Source organism: Streptomyces sp. NPDC090088 (assembly GCF_044747345.1).
Classification (GTDB): domain Bacteria; phylum Actinomycetota; class Actinomycetes; order Streptomycetales; family Streptomycetaceae; genus Streptomyces.
In genome coordinates this window covers 1,397,800-1,413,250 of the sequence record NZ_JBIVDZ010000002.1, presented here as the reverse complement: position 1 = coordinate 1,413,250, position 15,451 = coordinate 1,397,800, and the positions used below count along the sequence as shown (strand labels likewise).

General features: G+C 72.3%; 16 protein-coding genes. 7 read left to right on the top strand and 9 right to left on the bottom strand.

The features are described 5' to 3' along the window. Position 1: 1 nt before the first annotated feature. Entirely contained in the window at positions 2-1,687 is a 1,686-nt protein-coding gene (locus tag ACIPSJ_RS15155) for a DAK2 domain-containing protein (protein WP_401346000.1), read from the bottom strand. Between the two features lie 260 nt (positions 1,688-1,947). Between ACIPSJ_RS15155 and rpmB the strand changes: the two genes are divergently transcribed. From rpmB to ACIPSJ_RS15140, 3 genes are all read left to right on the top strand, one after another. Beyond that, the gene (gene rpmB, locus ACIPSJ_RS15150) at positions 1,948-2,133 is read left to right on the top strand and encodes a 50S ribosomal protein L28 (protein ID WP_003993230.1); all 186 of its coding nucleotides are present in this window, start codon (positions 1,948-1,950) and stop codon (positions 2,131-2,133) included. A gap of 96 nt (positions 2,134-2,229) precedes the next feature. Beyond that, a complete protein-coding gene (locus ACIPSJ_RS15145; RefSeq protein ID WP_401345998.1) occupies positions 2,230-5,310 on the top strand; it encodes a BTAD domain-containing putative transcriptional regulator in 3,081 nt (1,026 codons plus the stop codon). Between the two features lie 34 nt (positions 5,311-5,344). Further along, positions 5,345-6,571 (top strand): FAD-dependent monooxygenase, encoded by a 1,227-nt coding sequence (locus tag ACIPSJ_RS15140; RefSeq protein ID WP_401345995.1) that lies wholly within the window; start codon positions 5,345-5,347, stop codon positions 6,569-6,571. On the opposite strand, the gene thiD is transcribed toward ACIPSJ_RS15140, so the two are convergent. Both thiD and ACIPSJ_RS15130 read right to left on the bottom strand, forming a co-directional pair. After that, complete coding sequence (thiD, locus tag ACIPSJ_RS15135) at positions 6,546-7,382, bottom strand: bifunctional hydroxymethylpyrimidine kinase/phosphomethylpyrimidine kinase (protein WP_401345993.1); 837 nt, start codon at positions 7,380-7,382, stop codon at positions 6,546-6,548. The genes ACIPSJ_RS15140 and thiD overlap by 26 nt on opposite strands. Further along, positions 7,379-8,344 (bottom strand): thiamine-phosphate kinase, encoded by a 966-nt coding sequence (locus ACIPSJ_RS15130; RefSeq protein ID WP_046733970.1) that lies wholly within the window; start codon positions 8,342-8,344, stop codon positions 7,379-7,381. The genes thiD and ACIPSJ_RS15130 overlap by 4 nt, the downstream gene beginning before the upstream one ends. Before the next feature lie 206 nt (positions 8,345-8,550). Between ACIPSJ_RS15130 and ACIPSJ_RS15125 the strand changes: the two genes are divergently transcribed. Both ACIPSJ_RS15125 and ACIPSJ_RS15120 read left to right on the top strand, forming a co-directional pair. After that, positions 8,551-8,784: an Lrp/AsnC ligand binding domain-containing protein gene (locus tag ACIPSJ_RS15125; protein ID WP_355714353.1), complete on the top strand. Its 234-nt coding sequence runs from the start codon at positions 8,551-8,553 to the stop codon at positions 8,782-8,784. A 20-nt stretch (positions 8,785-8,804) separates the two neighbouring features. Beyond that, positions 8,805-9,293 (top strand): DUF3515 domain-containing protein, encoded by a 489-nt coding sequence (locus ACIPSJ_RS15120; RefSeq protein WP_401345990.1) that lies wholly within the window; start codon positions 8,805-8,807, stop codon positions 9,291-9,293. Positions 9,294-9,418: 125 nt separating this feature from the next. On the opposite strand, the gene ACIPSJ_RS15115 is transcribed toward ACIPSJ_RS15120, so the two are convergent. Genes ACIPSJ_RS15115 through ACIPSJ_RS15105 form a run of 3 tightly spaced genes read right to left on the bottom strand, consistent with a single transcriptional unit; the run spans position 9,419 to position 12,473 of the window. Continuing rightward, entirely contained in the window at positions 9,419-10,576 is a 1,158-nt protein-coding gene (locus ACIPSJ_RS15115) for a D-alanine--D-alanine ligase family protein (protein WP_401345988.1), read from the bottom strand. A 59-nt stretch (positions 10,577-10,635) separates the two neighbouring features. Further along, on the bottom strand, positions 10,636-11,646 hold the full coding sequence (locus tag ACIPSJ_RS15110) for an NAD(P)H-dependent glycerol-3-phosphate dehydrogenase (RefSeq protein WP_355714345.1): 1,011 nt from the start codon (positions 11,644-11,646) through the stop codon (positions 10,636-10,638). After that, positions 11,643-12,473, bottom strand: a complete 831-nt coding sequence (locus ACIPSJ_RS15105) for a lysophospholipid acyltransferase family protein (protein WP_401345985.1) — start codon at positions 12,471-12,473, stop codon at positions 11,643-11,645. The genes ACIPSJ_RS15110 and ACIPSJ_RS15105 overlap by 4 nt, the downstream gene beginning before the upstream one ends. A 155-nt stretch (positions 12,474-12,628) precedes the next feature. Between ACIPSJ_RS15105 and cofC the strand changes: the two genes are divergently transcribed. Next, positions 12,629-13,267 carry a 2-phospho-L-lactate guanylyltransferase gene (gene cofC / locus ACIPSJ_RS15100; RefSeq protein ID WP_359221506.1) on the top strand — a complete coding sequence of 213 codons (639 nt, stop codon included), beginning with the start codon at positions 12,629-12,631 and terminating at the stop codon, positions 13,265-13,267. Positions 13,268-13,277: 10 nt separating this feature from the next. Beyond that, positions 13,278-13,481, top strand: coding sequence for a hypothetical protein (locus ACIPSJ_RS15095; RefSeq protein WP_359221504.1), 204 nt, complete (start codon positions 13,278-13,280; stop codon positions 13,479-13,481). Positions 13,482-13,576: 95 nt separating this feature from the next. Here the strand turns inward: ACIPSJ_RS15095 and ACIPSJ_RS15090 are convergent, their stop codons facing one another. From ACIPSJ_RS15090 to leuD, 3 genes are all read right to left on the bottom strand, one after another. Continuing rightward, entirely contained in the window at positions 13,577-14,194 is a 618-nt protein-coding gene (locus tag ACIPSJ_RS15090) for an HU family DNA-binding protein (protein ID WP_359221502.1), read from the bottom strand. Between the two features lie 140 nt (positions 14,195-14,334). Then, positions 14,335-14,565 (bottom strand): hypothetical protein, encoded by a 231-nt coding sequence (locus ACIPSJ_RS15085; RefSeq protein ID WP_355714330.1) that lies wholly within the window; start codon positions 14,563-14,565, stop codon positions 14,335-14,337. Positions 14,566-14,851: 286 nt separating this feature from the next. Beyond that, positions 14,852-15,445, bottom strand: a complete 594-nt coding sequence (gene leuD, locus ACIPSJ_RS15080) for a 3-isopropylmalate dehydratase small subunit (protein ID WP_359221500.1) — start codon at positions 15,443-15,445, stop codon at positions 14,852-14,854. Positions 15,446-15,451: the final 6 nt, after the last annotated feature.

The window sequence follows — 15,451 nt, the reverse complement described above, 5'->3', positions numbered from 1 at the left end:
TCTACTCGACGCCGATGAGGAGCGGGGCCTCCTGCCGGCCGCCGGCGTAGACCACCGTGTCGACGGCGAGGTACGCCTCGCGCACGCGTGCCTCCAGGCGCTCGGCGACGCCCTCGGGCGCCTCGTCGCCGAGGACGAGGGTGACCAGCTCGCCGCCGGCCTGGAGCATGCGGTCCAGGACGGTCTCGGCGGTGGCGGTCACGTCCGAGCCGATGACCGCCACGTCGCCGTCGATCAGGCCCAGCACGTCCCCGGCCTGGCAGATGCCGGCCATGGTCCAGGACTGCCGTTCGGCGACCACGACCTCGGCGTAGCGGGTGGCGCCCGCCGCCGAGGTCATCTGGACGACGTCCTCGTCGAAGCGGCGGTCCGGCAGGTGCACGGCGAGCGCGGCGATGCCCTGGACCGCAGAGCGGGTCGGGATGAGGGCGACCCGGATGCCGTCCGCGCGGACCTGCTCGGCCGCCGCGGCCGCCGTGTGCCGCAGGTCGGCGTCGTTGGGCAGCAGCACCACCTCGCGCGCGTGGGCGCGCCGTACGGCGTCCACCAGCTCCCCGCTGGCGGGCGGCTCCCCGGGGCGCGCGAGCACGGTGGTCGCGCCGGCCTCGGCGTACAGCGCGGCCAGCCCCTCCCCCGGTACGACGGCCACCACGGCCCGCTGCACCCGCTCGCGCGGCGGCCGCTCCCCGCCGGCGTGCGCGTCCCCGGCGCCGAAGTGGGTGATCCGGATCCGGTACGGCCGCCCGGCCTCGACGCCGGCCTCCACGGCGGCGCCGGCGTCGTCGACGTGCACATGGACGTTCCACAGGCCGTCGCCGCCGACCACGACCAGGGAGTCGCCGAGGGCGTCGAGGCGGGCTCGCAGCCGGTCCACGGCGCCGTCCCCGGCCTCCAGGAGGTAGATGACCTCGAAGGCGGGTCCGGCGGCGGCCTCGGCGCAGGCGGCGGCCCGGGCGTCGGACACGGCGTCCACGGGCGCGGGGGCGGTCGGGACGGCCGCGTAGGCATGCGGGTCGAAGACCACCGCCTCCCCGGTGAACGCCTCCACCAGCGCCCCGAGCACCGCGACCAGGCCCCGGCCGCCGGCGTCGACCACTCCGGCCCGCTCCAGGGCGGCCAGCTGGCCGGGGGTCGCCGCGAGCGCCTTGCACGCGCCGTCGTAGGCGGCCCGGGCGATCGTCCCGCAGTCGCCCTCCGCCGTGTCGGCCGCGTCCGCGGCGGCCGCCGCGACCGACAGCACCGTGCCCTCGACGGGGTGGGCCACGGCCCGGCGGGCGGAGTCGGCGGCGTGCCGCAGGGCGAGCCGCAGCCCGTCGCCGTCGATGTGAGTCGTCTCACCCGGCGCCCCGCCCCCGGTGAGGACGTGGGCCATGCCGCGCAGCAGCTGGGCGAGGATCGTGCCGGAGTTGCCGCGCGCGCCTATGAGCGCGCCGTGCGCCATCGCGCGGACGGCGTCGGCGAGGGTCGGGATCTCCTCGCCCAGCTCGTAACCCGCGAAGACGGCCTCCACGGCGCCCGTGGCCGACTCCAGGGTCAGATACAGGTTCGTGCCGGTGTCGCCGTCGGCCACCGGGTAGACGTTGATCGCGTCGATCTCCTCGCGGGCCCGGCCGAGCGCGCCGAGCGACAGGCCGCACCAGGTGCGTACCGCCAGAGCATCGAAGAATGTCTGCGGCACCTGCGCCACCTGCGCCTCCTTGAGCTGGCCGGACGTGGGACGCAGCGTAGACCCCGAAGGGGTGTCCACCGGTAGTGGGCCGGGAGTCGGCCCCTGAGCTGCCATGCTAGTTTCGTCTAACCGACGCAGCCGTTGTATGCTGCTCCGGTTGCCCGATCTGATCGGGCCATTCCCCTGGCAACGCCACTCAAGATCTCTGATCCTCAGGGTCTCGATCCCGGCACGCCGGGATTCAACCGTAAGTGCATCTGAAGTCTTTGGAGTGACCCGTGGCTGCCAACTGCGACGTCTGCGGCAAGGGGCCGGGCTTCGGCAACAACATCTCGCACTCGCACCGCCGTACGTCCCGTCGCTGGAACCCGAACATCCAGCGTGTGCGTACCGTGGTCGGCGGGACGCCGAAGCGCGTGAACGCCTGCACCTCGTGCATCAAGGCCGGCAAGGTCTCGCGCTGACGCACTGTCGCTGAGCGCGCGGCCACCGCTGGTTCGCTGCACAGAGCCGGTCCACCGAGAGGTGGGCCGGCTTTTTGCCGTATCTAAAATGCCGGGATGCGCTTCGGCATCCTGGGTCCCCTGGACGTACGCACCGACGACGGCACCCCTGTCGACCCCGGCGGTCCCCGCCCCCGTGCGCTGCTCACCCTGCTCCTTCTGGACGCCGGGCGCGCGGTCTCCGCGCAGCGCCTCACCGACGGCCTGTACGGCACCGAGCCGCCCGGCGGGACCGCCAACGCGCTCCAGTCCCAGGTCTCGCGGCTGCGCAGGCGGCTGGCCCCGCACGCCGAGATCGAGGCCACGTCCACCGGGTACCGCATCGCCGTCGCCCCCGGCTCCATGGACGCACACCTGTTCGAAGAACGGTCCGCGGCCGGACGTGCCGCCCTCGCCGCCGGGGACCCCGCGCGGGCGGCCGCCCTGCTCCGGGACGCCCTCGCCCTGTGGCGCGGCCCCGCGCTGCCCGACCTCCCGGAGGCGTCCGCCGAGGCCGCGCGGCTGGACGAGCTGCGGACGGCCGCCGTCCAGGACCGGATCGAGGCGGATCTGGCGCTCGGCGGGGGCTCCGAGCTCGTACCGGAGCTGCGCGCGCTGCTCGCCGCCCAGCCGTTGGGCGAGCGGCTGTACGGTCAGCTGATGCGGGCCCTGCACGCGGGCGGGCGGCCCGCCGAGGCGCTCACCGTGTACGAGGAGGCCCGCCGCACGCTCGCGGACGAGCTGGGCGCCGACCCCTCGCCGGAGCTGGCCGCCCTCCACCTGGAGCTGCTGCGGGGCACGGAACCCGGGCGGCCCCGGCTGCCGGTCCAGCTCACCCGGTTCGTCGGCCGTGAGCCCGAGCTCGGCCGGATCGCCGCCCTGCTGGCCGACGCCCGGCTGGTCACGCTGACCGGCCCCGGCGGCGCGGGCAAGACCCGGCTGGCGGTCGAGGCGGCCCAGCACCACCCCGGCGCCTGCTTCGTCGAGCTGGCGCCCCTCACCGACGGCTCCCGGATCCCGTACGCCGTCCTGGCCGCCCTCGGGGTCCGCGAGGGCTTCCGCAGTCCCGCCGCCGACACCACGGACCGGCTGCTGGCCGCCCTGGAGGACCGCGAGCTGCTGCTCGTCCTCGACAACTGCGAGCATCTGGTGGAGGCGGCCGCCAGGACCGCCGCCCTGCTGCTCGCCGCCTGCCCGGGGGTCCGGGTGCTCGCCACCAGCCGGGAGGCGCTCGGCATCACCGGCGAGATCCTGGTCCCGGTGCCCCCGCTGCCGCCGGAACCGGCGGTGCGGCTCTTCCTGGACCGGGCCCGTGCCGTGCGTCCCGGTTTCGACGGCCACGCGCGCGTGGCGGACATCTGCGCCGCCCTCGACGGGCTGCCCCTGGCCATCGAGCTGGCGGCGGCCCGGCTGCGCACCCTCACCCCCGACGAGCTCGCCGACCGCCTCCACGACCGCTTCCGGCTGCTCTCCCGCGGTGACCGCTCCAAGGCACCCCGGCACCGCACCCTGCGCGCGGTCGTGGAGTGGAGCTGGGACCTGCTGGACGAGGAGGAGCGGGAGCTGGCACGGCGGCTGACGGTGTTCTCCGGGGGCGCGACGCTGGCGGCCGTCGAGGCGGTGTGCGGGCTGCCGTACCCGGAGGACGTGCTGGCCTCGCTGGTCGAGAAGTCGTTCGTGGAGATCATGGAGGTCGCGGAGGTCGCGGAGGTCGCGGAGGTCGTCGAGGTCACGGCGGTCGCCGAGGCCGCGAGGGTGTCCGAGGCCGCGGGGGTGTCCGAGGGCCGCTACCGGATGCTGGAGACGATCCGGGCCTTCGCCGCCGAGAGCCTGCCGGACCCGGAGGCCCTCGGGGACGCGCACGCCGGGTACTTCCTGCGGCTGGCCGAGCAGGCCGAGCCGCGGCTGCGCGGCGGCGAACAGCTGCCCTGGCTGGCCCGGCTGGCCGCCGAGCACGACAACCTGGACGCGGCCCTGCGCCACCTGGTGCGCCACGACACGGACGGCGCCCTGCGCCTGATGGGCCCCCTCTCCTGGTTCTGGCGGCTGCGCGGGCTGCACGGCGCGCGGATGGGCACGGCACGGGAGCTGCTGGCCGCCGTCGGGGACTCGCCGCCGCCCGGCCTGGAGGAGGAGTACGCGCTGTGCGTGATCAACGCGCTCTCCGGCGCGGGCGAGGAACCGGAGCTCATCGCGCGCGTGGACGCCGTTCTCAACGCGTACCGGGAGCCGCTGCGGCTGCCGTACGTCCTGGTGCTGTGGGCGGTCGCGGCCGGTCCGCGGCCCGCCGCCGACCCGCACGCCCTCACCCTGGCCGGCGGCTCCCCCTGGGCGCGCGCCCTGCTCGACGTGGGCCTGGGCTTCCGGGCGCAGTTCGCCGGCCGCCCCGAGGAGTCCGAGGAGTACTTCACCCGGGCGCTGGCGGGCTACCGGGCCGCGGGCGACCGCTGGGGCATGGCCAACTGCCTCGACCCGCTCGGCGCGTTCGCCCACGCGCGCGGGGACTCCCGGCACGCCCTGGAGCTGCTCGACGAGGGACTGGCGTACATGCGGGAGCTGGCCGCCCCCGAGGAGACGGCCGACCTGCTGCGCACCCGGGGCACCGTGCTCCTGCACCAGGGCGGCACGGCCGCCGCCGAGGCGCACTTCGAGGAGGCGCTGACGCTCGCCCGGGGGGCCGGGCTGCCCGACAAGGTGGCCGCCGCGCGGCGCGGCCTCGGTGACGCGGCCCGGCTGGCCGGGGACACGGCACGCGCGCGTGCGCGGTACGAGACCGCCCTCCAGGAGTGTGCCGCCAACTGGTTCAGCGTCGGCGAGACCGTCCGGATCCTCATCGGGCTCGGCCGGACGGCCGCCGCCGAGGGGGACACCGAGGAGGCCCGCGACTGGTTCCGGCAGGCCGCCGAACTGGCCGTCGACGGCCCGGGCGACCTGGAACTCGCCGACGCGGCCGAGGCGCTGGCCTCCGTCGCCGGCTCGGCCGGCCGGGCCGCCGTGCTGCTGGGCGCCGGGACGGGACTGCGGGGCGCCCGCAGCGGGGGCGACCCGGACGTCGTACGCGTCGAGGAGGAGGTACGGGCGCGGCTGTCGCCCGAGGCTTACGAGGAGGCGTTCCGGCAGGGCCTGCGGCAACGGTCAGCGGCGGTCAGCGAACGGTAGGGAGACGGTCAGCGCCCCCGCCGAGGCTCGTCGCATGACGGAGCAGACGCAGCAGCAGACGCAGCACACGAAGAACCTCGCCCACCTCCACGTCCTGATCTCCGGCGCCAGCGTCGCCGGTCCCGCCCTCGCCCTCGGCCTCGCCCGGCGCGGTGCCCGCGTCACGGTCGTCGAGCGGGCCCCGGGGCTGCGCGGCGGCGGCTTCGCGGTCGACTTCCGCGGCCATGTCCACCGCACGGTCCTGACCGCCATGGGCCTCTGGGACGACATCCACGCCCGCCAGACCCACATGGGCCGCCAGACGGTCGTCGACGCGGACGGCAGCCCGCGCGTGGACCTCCCGGCCGAGCTGATGAGCGGTGACGTGGAGATCTTCCGCGGCGACCTCGCGCTGCTCATGTACGAGCGCACCAAGGACGACGTCGAGTACGTCTTCGGCGACTCGATCGCCACGCTCGCGGAGGACGCCGACGGGGTCGACGTCACCTTCGAGAAGGGCGCGCCGCGCCGCTTCGACCTGGTCGTCGGCGCCGACGGGCTGCACTCGAACACCCGCCGGCTCGTGTTCGGCGACGAGTCCCGCTACCTGCGCTTCTTCGACCACTACGTGGCCGGCTTCGACGTCCCCAACCACCTGGGCCTGGACCGCACCGGCCGGGTCTACAGCGAGCCCGGCCGCGCGGTCGTCGTCGGCAACTACGACGGCGATCCGGACCGCGCGGGCGCGCTGCTGGTGTTCCGGTCCGAGGAGCTGTCGTACGACCGCAGGGACGTCCCGGCGATCAAGCGGATCCTCGCGGACCGTTTCGCCGGGATGGGCTGGGAGATCCCGGCCGTCCTCAAGGCCCTGGAGGAGGCCGACGACCTGTATTTCGACGCGATCGCCCAGATCCACGTGGACCGGCTCGTCAAGGGGCGGGTGGTGCTGCTCGGGGACGCCGGGTACGGGGCGACGATGGGCGGGATGGGGACCGGGGTGGCGGTCGTCGGGGCGTACGTCCTCGCGGGCGAACTCGCGCTCGCGGGCGGCGACCACCGCACCGCGTTCGCCGAGTACGAGTCCCGGATCCGGGACTTCGCCAAGGGCTGCCAGAAGATCTCCGGGAACGCCGGCCCGTTCTTCGCGCCCCCGACCGAGCGGCGCATCCGCAACCGGGACCGGATGTACCGGGTGCTCGCCTCCCGGCCGCTGGCCCGCTTCTTCAAGAAGATGACGGAGAAGGCGGCGACCGACATCAAGCTGCGGGATTACCCCTTCTGAGCCCCGCCCCGGTCTCCGCCCCGAGGGCCCAGCCGTGGTCCACGGGCCCGATCCCGGTGCCGAGCGCGAACCCGGCCGCGATCGCCCCGGTGACGTACTCCTTGGCCGCCGCCACCGCCTCCGGCACGGACCGCCCCTTCGCCAGCTGCGACGCGATCGCGGACGCGAGGGTGCAGCCCGTGCCGTGGGTGTGCCGGTTGTCGTGCCGGGGAGCACGCAGCAGGTGCTCCGCCGTGCCGTCGGTGAGCAGGTCGACGGCTTCGCCGGGGAGGTGACCGCCCTTGATCAGCACCCACCGCGGTCCGTACGACAGGACGGCCGCCGCGGCCCGTCGCAGATCCGCCTCCGACTCGACGTGTACGCCGGTGAGTTGGGCCACCTCGTCGAGGTTGGGGGTGGCGACGGTGGCGACCGGGAGCAGCTGGGTGCGGACCGAGTCCAGGGCGGAGGCGGCGAGCAGCGGGTCGCCGTGCTTGGAGACGCCGACCGGGTCCACCACCACGGGCGCGTCGGTCCCTGCGATCAACTCCGCGACCGCCTGGACGAGTTCGGCCGAGGCCAGCATCCCGGTCTTCACCGCGTCCACGCCGATGTCGTCGACCACGCTGCGGTACTGGGCGCGGACGGCCTCGACCGGAAGTTCCCAAGCGCCCTGCACGCCCCGGGAGTTCTGCGCGGTCACCGCGGTGATCACGCTCATGCCGTGCACGCCGAGCGCCAGCATCGTCTTCAGGTCCGCCTGGATCCCGGCGCCGCCGCCGGAGTCGGAACCCGCGACGGTCAGCACGCGCGGGACGCGCGGGACGCTCATGACTCGATGTCCCCGAAGTGGTCCCAGCCGCCCTTGCTGGTCCAGGGCGCCCCGTCGACCGTCACCTGGGGCAGCGCGGACGGGTTGAGGACCTCGCCGATGACCTTCCAGCGGGCCGGCAGCTTCACGTCCGGCGGGAAGGTGGCCACGATCGCGTGGTCCTCTCCCCCGGTCAGCACCCACTGGATGGGATCGACGCCGACGGCCTGGCCGATGTCGTTCATCTGGGTCGGGACGTCGATCGCGCCGGACCGGATGTCGATCCGCACCTTGCTGGCCTCGGCGATGTGCCCGAGATCGGCGATCAGTCCGTCGCTGACGTCGCACATCGCGGTGGCGCCGAGTCCGGCGGCGGCCGGCCCCGCGTGGTACGGCGGCTCGGGGCGCCGGTGCGCCTCCACGAAGGCGCGCGGCGAGCGGAAGCCGCGGGAGAGCACCGCGTAGCCGGCCGCGGACCAGCCCAGCCAGCCCGTGACGGCCACCAGGTCGCCGGGCTGGGCGCCGGCCCGGGTGACCGGCTCCTGGTTGCGCAGGTCGCCGAGGGCGGTGATCGACACCATGATCGTGTCGCCGCGGACCACGTCGCCGCCGACCACCGAGGCACCGGCCACCTGGCACTCGTCGCGGATGCCGTCCATCAGTTCGCTGGGCCAGGTCACCGGGAGTTCGGCGGGCACGACCAGGCCGAGCAGCAGGGCGGTCGGCACGGCGCCCATGGCGGCGATGTCGGCGAGGTTCTGCGCGGCGGCCTTGCGCCCGACGTCGTAGGCGGTGGACCAGTCACGGCGGAAGTGCCGGCCCTCAAGGAGGATGTCGGTGCTCGCCACGACCCGGCGGTCGGGCGCGGCGACCACCGCGGCGTCGTCGCCCGGGCCGACCCGGACCGCCGGAGTGGTGGTGAGACGGGAGGTGAGCTCCCTGATGAGCCCGAACTCACCTAGCTCACCAACAGTGCCCTTCATTGTGCTTGCGCCCCTTCTGTGCCTTGCCGTGCCCGCTCGCGCGTCATCGTCGTCCTGGATACGGTCGAGGTGACCGTCAACTTCTGTCGTGCCTGCACCCTGGCGCGCAAGCCCTGTCCTCGCAGGTCTCCCCGTGGTGAGCGGCGACGCGATACCGTGGCCGTTCCTTTTCCCCACATGATCCTCGTGGCCGCCCTGGAGGTTCCGTGGTACAGGCGTACATCCTGATCCAGACGGAGGTCGGCAAAGCGTCGACCGTCGCCGAGATCATCAGCAAGATCCCTGGAGTCCTCCAGGCCGAGGATGTGACAGGACCGTACGACGTCATCGTGCGCGCGCAAGCGGAGACGGTCGACGAACTCGGTCGGCTCGTGGTCGCGAAAGTCCAGCAAGTGGACGGCATCACGCGTACCCTGACCTGCCCGGTCGTCCATCTGTAGCCCCCGTCTACGCTTGGCCGGTGAACTTCATCCGTCACCGGCCATTCGGTCTGCCCGCGTTCGCTCTGTTGTTGATCGCGGCCGCGGGCTGCTCATCAGCAGACGACGCTCCGTCGGTGGCGGTTCCCACTCCGGGCGCCGCGGTCACGAAGCTCTGCGATCGCCTTGACCAGGTGCTGCCGGCGAAGGTCGACAAGCTGGGCCGACGCGATCCGGAACCGGCCTCTCCGCTGACAGCCGGGTGGGGCGGCGACCCGGCGATCATACTGCGGTGCGGTGTCGAGCGGCCTGCGAAGATGGCCGATCCGGAGGCCGACGGGGTCGAGGTGAACGGGGTGGGGTGGCTGCTGGAACAGCGGTCCGACAAGTCGTTCCGGTTCACGACGACGTTGCGGAAGGCGTATGTCGAGGTGACGATCCCGGCGGGGCGGACGGGGGACGGCATGGCGCCGCTGGTGAGCTTGGCGCCTGCCGTCAAGGAAGCGGTGCCTGAGGGGATTGCCGACTAGGCGCCGTAGCGGCTGAAGCAGTGCGTCGGGTGCGGGTTGTGCGTGGTTGCTCGCGCCCACGCGGCAGAGCCGCAAATCGAATACAGCCCCGCGCCCCTGGCGGGGCGCTTCAGCTCGGGGGGTTTCTAGCGAAGCCCGGTTGAACGGTTCAGGGCTGCTTGGACCAGGCGGTCGATCAACTCGGGGTAGGCGATACCGCTCGCCTGCCACATCTGCGGGTACATCGAGATCGGCGTGAAGCCGGGCATGGTGTTGATCTCGTTGATGACGAAGTCGCCGTCGTCCGTGAGGAAGAAGTCGGCGCGGACCAGGCCCTCGCAGGACGCGGCCTCGAAGGAGTCCACCGCGAGCTTCTGGACCTCGGCGGTCTCCTCGGGGGTGAGGGGGGCCGGGACGATGCCGGGGGTGGAGTCGATGTACTTGGCGTCGAAGTCGTAGTACGCGTGCTCGGAGGGCGGCGGGATCTCGGCCGGGACCGAGGCGCGCGGGCCGTCCTCGAACTCCAGGACGCCGACCTCGATCTCACGGCCCCGCAGCGCCGCCTCGACGAGGATCTTCGGGTCGTGGGCCTGGGCGGTGGCGATCGCCTCGTCCAGGCCGGAGAGGTCGTCGACCTTGGTGATGCCGATCGACGAACCCGCGCGGGCGGGCTTCACGAACAGCGGCCAGCCGTGCTCGCCGGCGAAGTCGACGATCCGCTTGCGGGCGGCGGACTCGTCCTGCTGCCACTCGCGGGGACGGATCACCAGGTACGGGCCGACCTTGAGCCCGAAGGTGGTGAACACCCGCTTCATGTACTCCTTGTCCTGGCCGACGGCCGAGGCGAGCACGCCCGAGCCGACGTAGGGGACGCCGGAGAGCTCCAGGAGGCCCTGCAGGGTGCCGTCCTCGCCGTAGGGGCCGTGCAGCATCGGGAAGACGACGTCGACCTCGCCGAGCGCCTTGGGCACCGAGCCGGGCTCGCTGTAGACGACCTCGCGGTTGGCCGGGTCGACGGGGAGCAGCACGCCGCCCTCGGTGGACTCGGCCAGGTCGCCGACCTCGGGCGTACGGCGGTCGGAGATCGCCATGCGTTCCGGTTCGTCGGCCGTGAGCACCCAGCGGCCTTCCCGGGTGATACCGATCGGCAGGACGTCGTACTTCGTCCGGTCGATGGCCGCGAGGACGGCGCCGGCGGTGACCATGGAGATCCCGTGCTCGGAGCTGCGACCGCCGAACACGACGGCCACACGCGGCTTACGGGCGGGCTGCTCAGGGCTCTGGGGGAGGTTCTCGGTGCTCATATCGCGTTGAGAGTACCCGGTGGTAGGGCCCCGAGACAGCGTCCGCCGTGCGGGTTCGCTCAGCGTCGCTCGGGCTTCGCGCTGCGCGACATCAGCTCCTTGAGGGCGACCACCGGCGGCTTGCCCTCGTGCACGATGTCGACGACCGTCTCGGTGATCGGCATCTCCACACCGTGCCGGCGGGCCAGATCGGCCACCGACTCGCAGGACTTGACGCCCTCGGCGGTCTGCCGGGTGACCGCGATGGTCTCCTCCAGGGTCATGCCCTTGCCGAGGTTGGTGCCGAAGGTGTGGTTGCGGGAGAGCGGCGAGGAGCAGGTGGCCACCAGGTCGCCGAGACCGGCGAGTCCGGAGAAGGTCAGCGGGTCGGCGCCGAGCGCGCTGCCCAGCCGCGCGGTCTCCGCCAGGCCGCGCGTGATGAGCGAGCCCTTGGCGTTGTCGCCGAGCCCCATGCCGTCCGCGATGCCCACGGCGAGGCCGATGACGTTCTTCACGGCACCGCCCAGCTCGCACCCGATCACGTCGGTCTCGGTGTACGGGCGGAAGTACGGGGTGTGGCAGGCGGCCTGGAGCCGCTGGGCGACCGTCTCGTCGGTGCAGGCGACCACGGCGGCGGCCGGCATCCGGGCGGCGATCTCACGGGCCAGGTTGGGGCCGGTGACCACGGCGATACGGTCCTGGCCGACCTTGGCGACGTCCGCGATGACCTCGCTCATCCGCATGGTCGTACCGAGTTCGACGCCCTTCATGAGGGACACCAGGACCGTGTGGGGCGCGAGCAGCGGCGCCCAGTCGGCGAGGTTGGCCCGCATGGTCTGGGAGGGCACCGACAGGACCGTGAAGTCGGCGCCGGCCGCGGCCTCGGCGGGGTCGGTCGTGGCCCGCAGGTTCTCGGGGAGTTCCACGCCGGGCAGGTAGTCGGGGTTGGTACGGCCGGAGTTGATGGCCTCCGCCACCTCCGCGCGCCGCGCCCACAGGGTGACGTCGCACCCGGCGTCGGCGAGCACCATCCCGAAGGCCGTACCCCACGAACCCGCGCTGAAGACCGCCGCCTTGGCAGGCTTGCTCACTTGCCGCTCTCCTCTTCCAGACCGCTCTGAGACTCTTCCAGACCGCTCTGAGACTCTTCCAGACCGCTCTGAGACTCTTCCGGACCGCTCTGCGACGCACGCGCCCGGCGCCGCTGCTCGATCCGCACCTGGCGTGGATCGTAGGGGGTCTCGGGGGCCTTCTCGCCGCGGATCTCCTCCAGCTGGCGGGTGATGGCGGCCATGATGACCTCGGTCGCCTCCTTGAGGAGGTCCTGGGTCATCTCCTTGTCGTAGAAGCGGGTGAGGTCGACCGGCGGGCCGGCCAGCACGTGGTGCGTCTTGCGGGGCAGCACGCTGGGCTTCTTCGCGTACGGCGGCAGCAGTTCGTTGGCGCCCCACTGGGCGACGGGGATCACCGGGCACCTGGTCTGCAGGGCGACCCGGGCGGCACCGGTCTTGGCGGCCATGGGCCACTGGTCGGGGTCGCGGGTGATCGTTCCCTCGGGGTAGAAGGCGACGCACTCGCCGCGCTCCACGGCGTCGATCGCGGCCCGGAAGGCGCTGAGCGCGTCGGTGGACTCGCGGTAGACGGGGATCTGGCCGGTGCCCCGCATGGCGGCGCCGACGAATCCCTTCTTGAAAAGCCCGCTCTTCGCCAGGAATCGCGGAACGCGGCCGGTGTTGTACTGATAGTGGGCGTAGGCGAAGGGGTCGATGTGGGAATTGTGGTTCACCGCGGTGATAAAACCGCCCTCGGCCGGAATGTTCTCCATTCCACGCCAGTCCCGCTTGATCAGAACCACCAGCGGAGGTTTGCAGAGCACCGCAGCGAAGCGGTACCAGAAGCCGATTCTCCGGCGGGGCACGCGGACACCTTCCTCTAGGACTTCTTCCCGGCCTGGGATCGGGAAGAAGTGTGGCCCCGGCCCGCCGGCCTGTCGAGAACACCGTACGCCTCGGTGTCGCGGCCACCCGGTGGGCCCGGGTGACAATGAGGCAACAAGGGAGGGACGGTACGACTGTGCAGTGGACCTTGGTCATCCCGCTCAAACCTCTGGCCCGCGCCAAGAGCAGGCTCGCGGACACCGCGGCGGACGGTGTCCGTCCGTCACTGGCCCTCGCCTTCGCCCAGGACACGGTGGCGGCCGCCCTGGCCTGCCAGTCGGTGAAGGATGTGGCAGTCGTCACGGACGACACGCTGGCCGGCCGCGAACTGTCGGCGCTGGGGGCGCGCATCGTCCCGGACCCGCCGGGAAGCGGCCTGAACGCGGCACTGCGGCACGGGGCGGCGGCCGTCCGGGCATCGCGACCGGAAAGCCCCGTGGCGGCCCTGAACGCCGATCTCCCGGCGCTGCGCCCCCTGGAATTGTCCCGGGTGCTCGACGCGGCCGCGGAATTCCCGCGTGCTTTTCTCCCGGACACCGCGGCAATCGGCACCACCCTGCTGGCGGCGACCCCCGGCCATGAATTGGCGCCCGTATTCGGCCCGGATTCCCGCGCCCGCCACCGCGGCTCGGGCGCCGAGGAACTGCGCCTGGTCGGCGTGGACTCGGTCCGCCAGGACGTGGACACCGGCGCCGACCTGCGCGCGGCCCTGGCCCTGGGCGTGGGCCCCCGCACCGCCGCGGTGGCCGCCCGCCTGCTGATCCCGGACCAGTAGGCTGCCCTTCATGCAGGCGACCGCATACACGTACGACCCCGAGACCCGCAGCGGCCAGGTACTCCTCGACGACGGAACCCCGGTCCCGTTCGACGGCAACGCCTTCGACGCGGGCGGCCTGCGGCTGCTCAGGCCGGGGCAACGGGTGCGGATCGAGACGGAGGGGGCCGGAGGAGACCTCCGGATCACCCTGGTGACCTTGCAGACGCTCTGAGGCGAGGAACTCAGGGCCCCACCCCGAACACACCGCGGGCCGGACTCCCCGGGGGAGTCCGGCCCGTCGCGTGAGTAACCCGACGTCTCCGCAGCTCAGCGAGCGGCGGCCTTCTTGGCGACAGCCTTGCGGGCCGTCGACTTCTTGGCCGGCGCCTTCTTGGCGGTGACCTTCTTGGCCGGCGCCTTCTTCGCGACCGTCTTCTTGGCCGTCGCCGTGGTCTTCTTGGCGGCCGTCTTCTTCGCCGTCGCCGTGGTCTTCTTCGCCGCGGCCGTGGTCTTCTTCGCGGTCACCTTCTTCGCCGTGACCTTCTTCGCGGTCACCTTCTTGGCGGTGGTCTTCTTCGCCGCCGCCTTCTTGACCGTCGCCGAAGCGCCGCCGGTCAGGCTGCCCTTGGGCGCCTTCTTGACCGCGACCTCGCCGCCGCGCGGCAGCTTCTTCGAGCCGCTCACCAGGTCCTTGAAGCCCTGGCCGGCCCGGAAGCGCGGCACGGAGGTCTTCTTGACCCGAACCCGCTCGCCCGTCTGGGGGTTGCGGGCGTAGCGGGCGGGGCGGTCCACCTTCTCGAAGGACCCGAAGCCGGTGACCGAGACCCGCTCACCTGCGACGACCGCGCGGACGATGGCGTCCAGGACATGGTCGACAGCCTCGGCGGCCTGCTGGCGGCCGCCCATCTTGTCGGCAATCGCTTCTACGAGCTGCGCCTTGTTCACGTCTTCCCCTTCGGAGACATCGCCAGAACGAATGTGTTCAAGCTTTTTCGCACGTTAGGCAGATATATACCGCAAATCAAACACGAAACGGGCTTATCACCCTTGTGCCGCAACGGACTCGGTCGGCTCGGGCGGTCCAGTCAGCGTTCCTCTTCGGGGATTCGACCCGCGTCGAGGTCCGCGTTGAACCGTTCGAGCCGCCGTGCCGCGTCGGCGACGTCGTGTTTGGCCGCGGCCGTAATGACCAGCAGCTTCCGGGTCAGCGCCATCCGTACGCCCTCCGGGACTTGCAGTGCGCGCACTTTTGTGTGCGCTTCCTTGAGTTGGCCCGCGACCGCCGCATAGAGCTGGAGTTGGCCGTCGTGTTCCATGCACAGATTGTGCCATCTGGGGCGAGTTGTCGCCTGCGCAGGGTGCAACTGCCGCCTCAAATGGCCTTCCGGGCACTTGCGGAAGCCACGGACACAGCACTCACGTACCCTCACAACATCCGCCCTAACGTGGGAAGTTGGCAAGAGCTGCGACAACGCGAGCGTCCGTTCGGGTGCAGACATGGCTGTACCCCCAATCGTGGCGATCGGGGGTACAGGCGGAGTGTTGCGGTGGCTGAAAACAGCCGTGTTCAGTTGTGTGGCGGCACCCCTGGGGGTGGCCGGGTCAGACCTGGAGCGTCCGCGGCTTGTACGACGGACGCTTGGCCTCGTACACGGCGATGTCCGCCTCGCTCTGGAGGGTGATGGAGATGTCGTCCAGGCCGTTCAGCAGCCGCCAGCGGGAGTTCTCGTCCAGCTCGAAGGAGGCGGTGACGCCCTCGGCGCGCACCTCGCGGGCCTCCAGGTCGACGGTGATCTCGGCCTCGGGGTCGTTCTCGGAGAGCTCCTGCAGGGCCTCCACGATCTTCTGGTCCAGGACCACCGTGAGCAGGCCGTTCTTCAGCGAGTTGCCGCGGAAGATGTCGGCGAAGCGGGAGGAGATCACGGTCTTGAAGCCGTAGTTCTGCAGCGCCCAGACGGCGTGCTCACGGGAGGAGCCGGTGCCGAAGTCGGGGCCGGCGACCAGAACCGTGGCGCCCTGCCGCTCGGGGCGGTTGAGGATGAAGTTCTCGTCCTTGCGCCAGGCCTCGAACAGACCGTCCTCGAAACCGTCCCGGGTCACCTTCTTGAGCCAGTGAGCAGGGATGATCTGGTCGGTGTCGACGTTGGAGCGGCGCAGCGGGACGGCCCGGCCGGTGTGCGTGGTGAATGCTTCCATGGCTGA

Bases quoted from the DNA above. Each gene is read 5' to 3' on its own strand.
- ACIPSJ_RS15145 (WP_401345998.1), top strand. From the start codon at position 2,230: ATGCGCTTCGGCATCCTGGGTCCCCTGGACGTACGCACCGACGACGGC.
- ACIPSJ_RS15140 (WP_401345995.1), top strand. From the start codon at position 5,345: ATGACGGAGCAGACGCAGCAGCAGACGCAGCACACGAAGAACCTCGCC.
- thiD (WP_401345993.1), bottom strand. From the start codon at position 7,382: ATGAGCGTCCCGCGCGTCCCGCGCGTGCTGACCGTCGCGGGTTCCGAC.
- ACIPSJ_RS15130 (WP_046733970.1), bottom strand. From the start codon at position 8,344: ATGAAGGGCACTGTTGGTGAGCTAGGTGAGTTCGGGCTCATCAGGGAG.
- ACIPSJ_RS15115 (WP_401345988.1), bottom strand. From the start codon at position 10,576: ATGAGCACCGAGAACCTCCCCCAGAGCCCTGAGCAGCCCGCCCGTAAG.
- ACIPSJ_RS15095 (WP_359221504.1), top strand. From the start codon at position 13,278: ATGCAGGCGACCGCATACACGTACGACCCCGAGACCCGCAGCGGCCAG.
- ACIPSJ_RS15085 (WP_355714330.1), bottom strand. From the start codon at position 14,565: ATGGAACACGACGGCCAACTCCAGCTCTATGCGGCGGTCGCGGGCCAA.
- leuD (WP_359221500.1), bottom strand. From the start codon at position 15,445: ATGGAAGCATTCACCACGCACACCGGCCGGGCCGTCCCGCTGCGCCGC.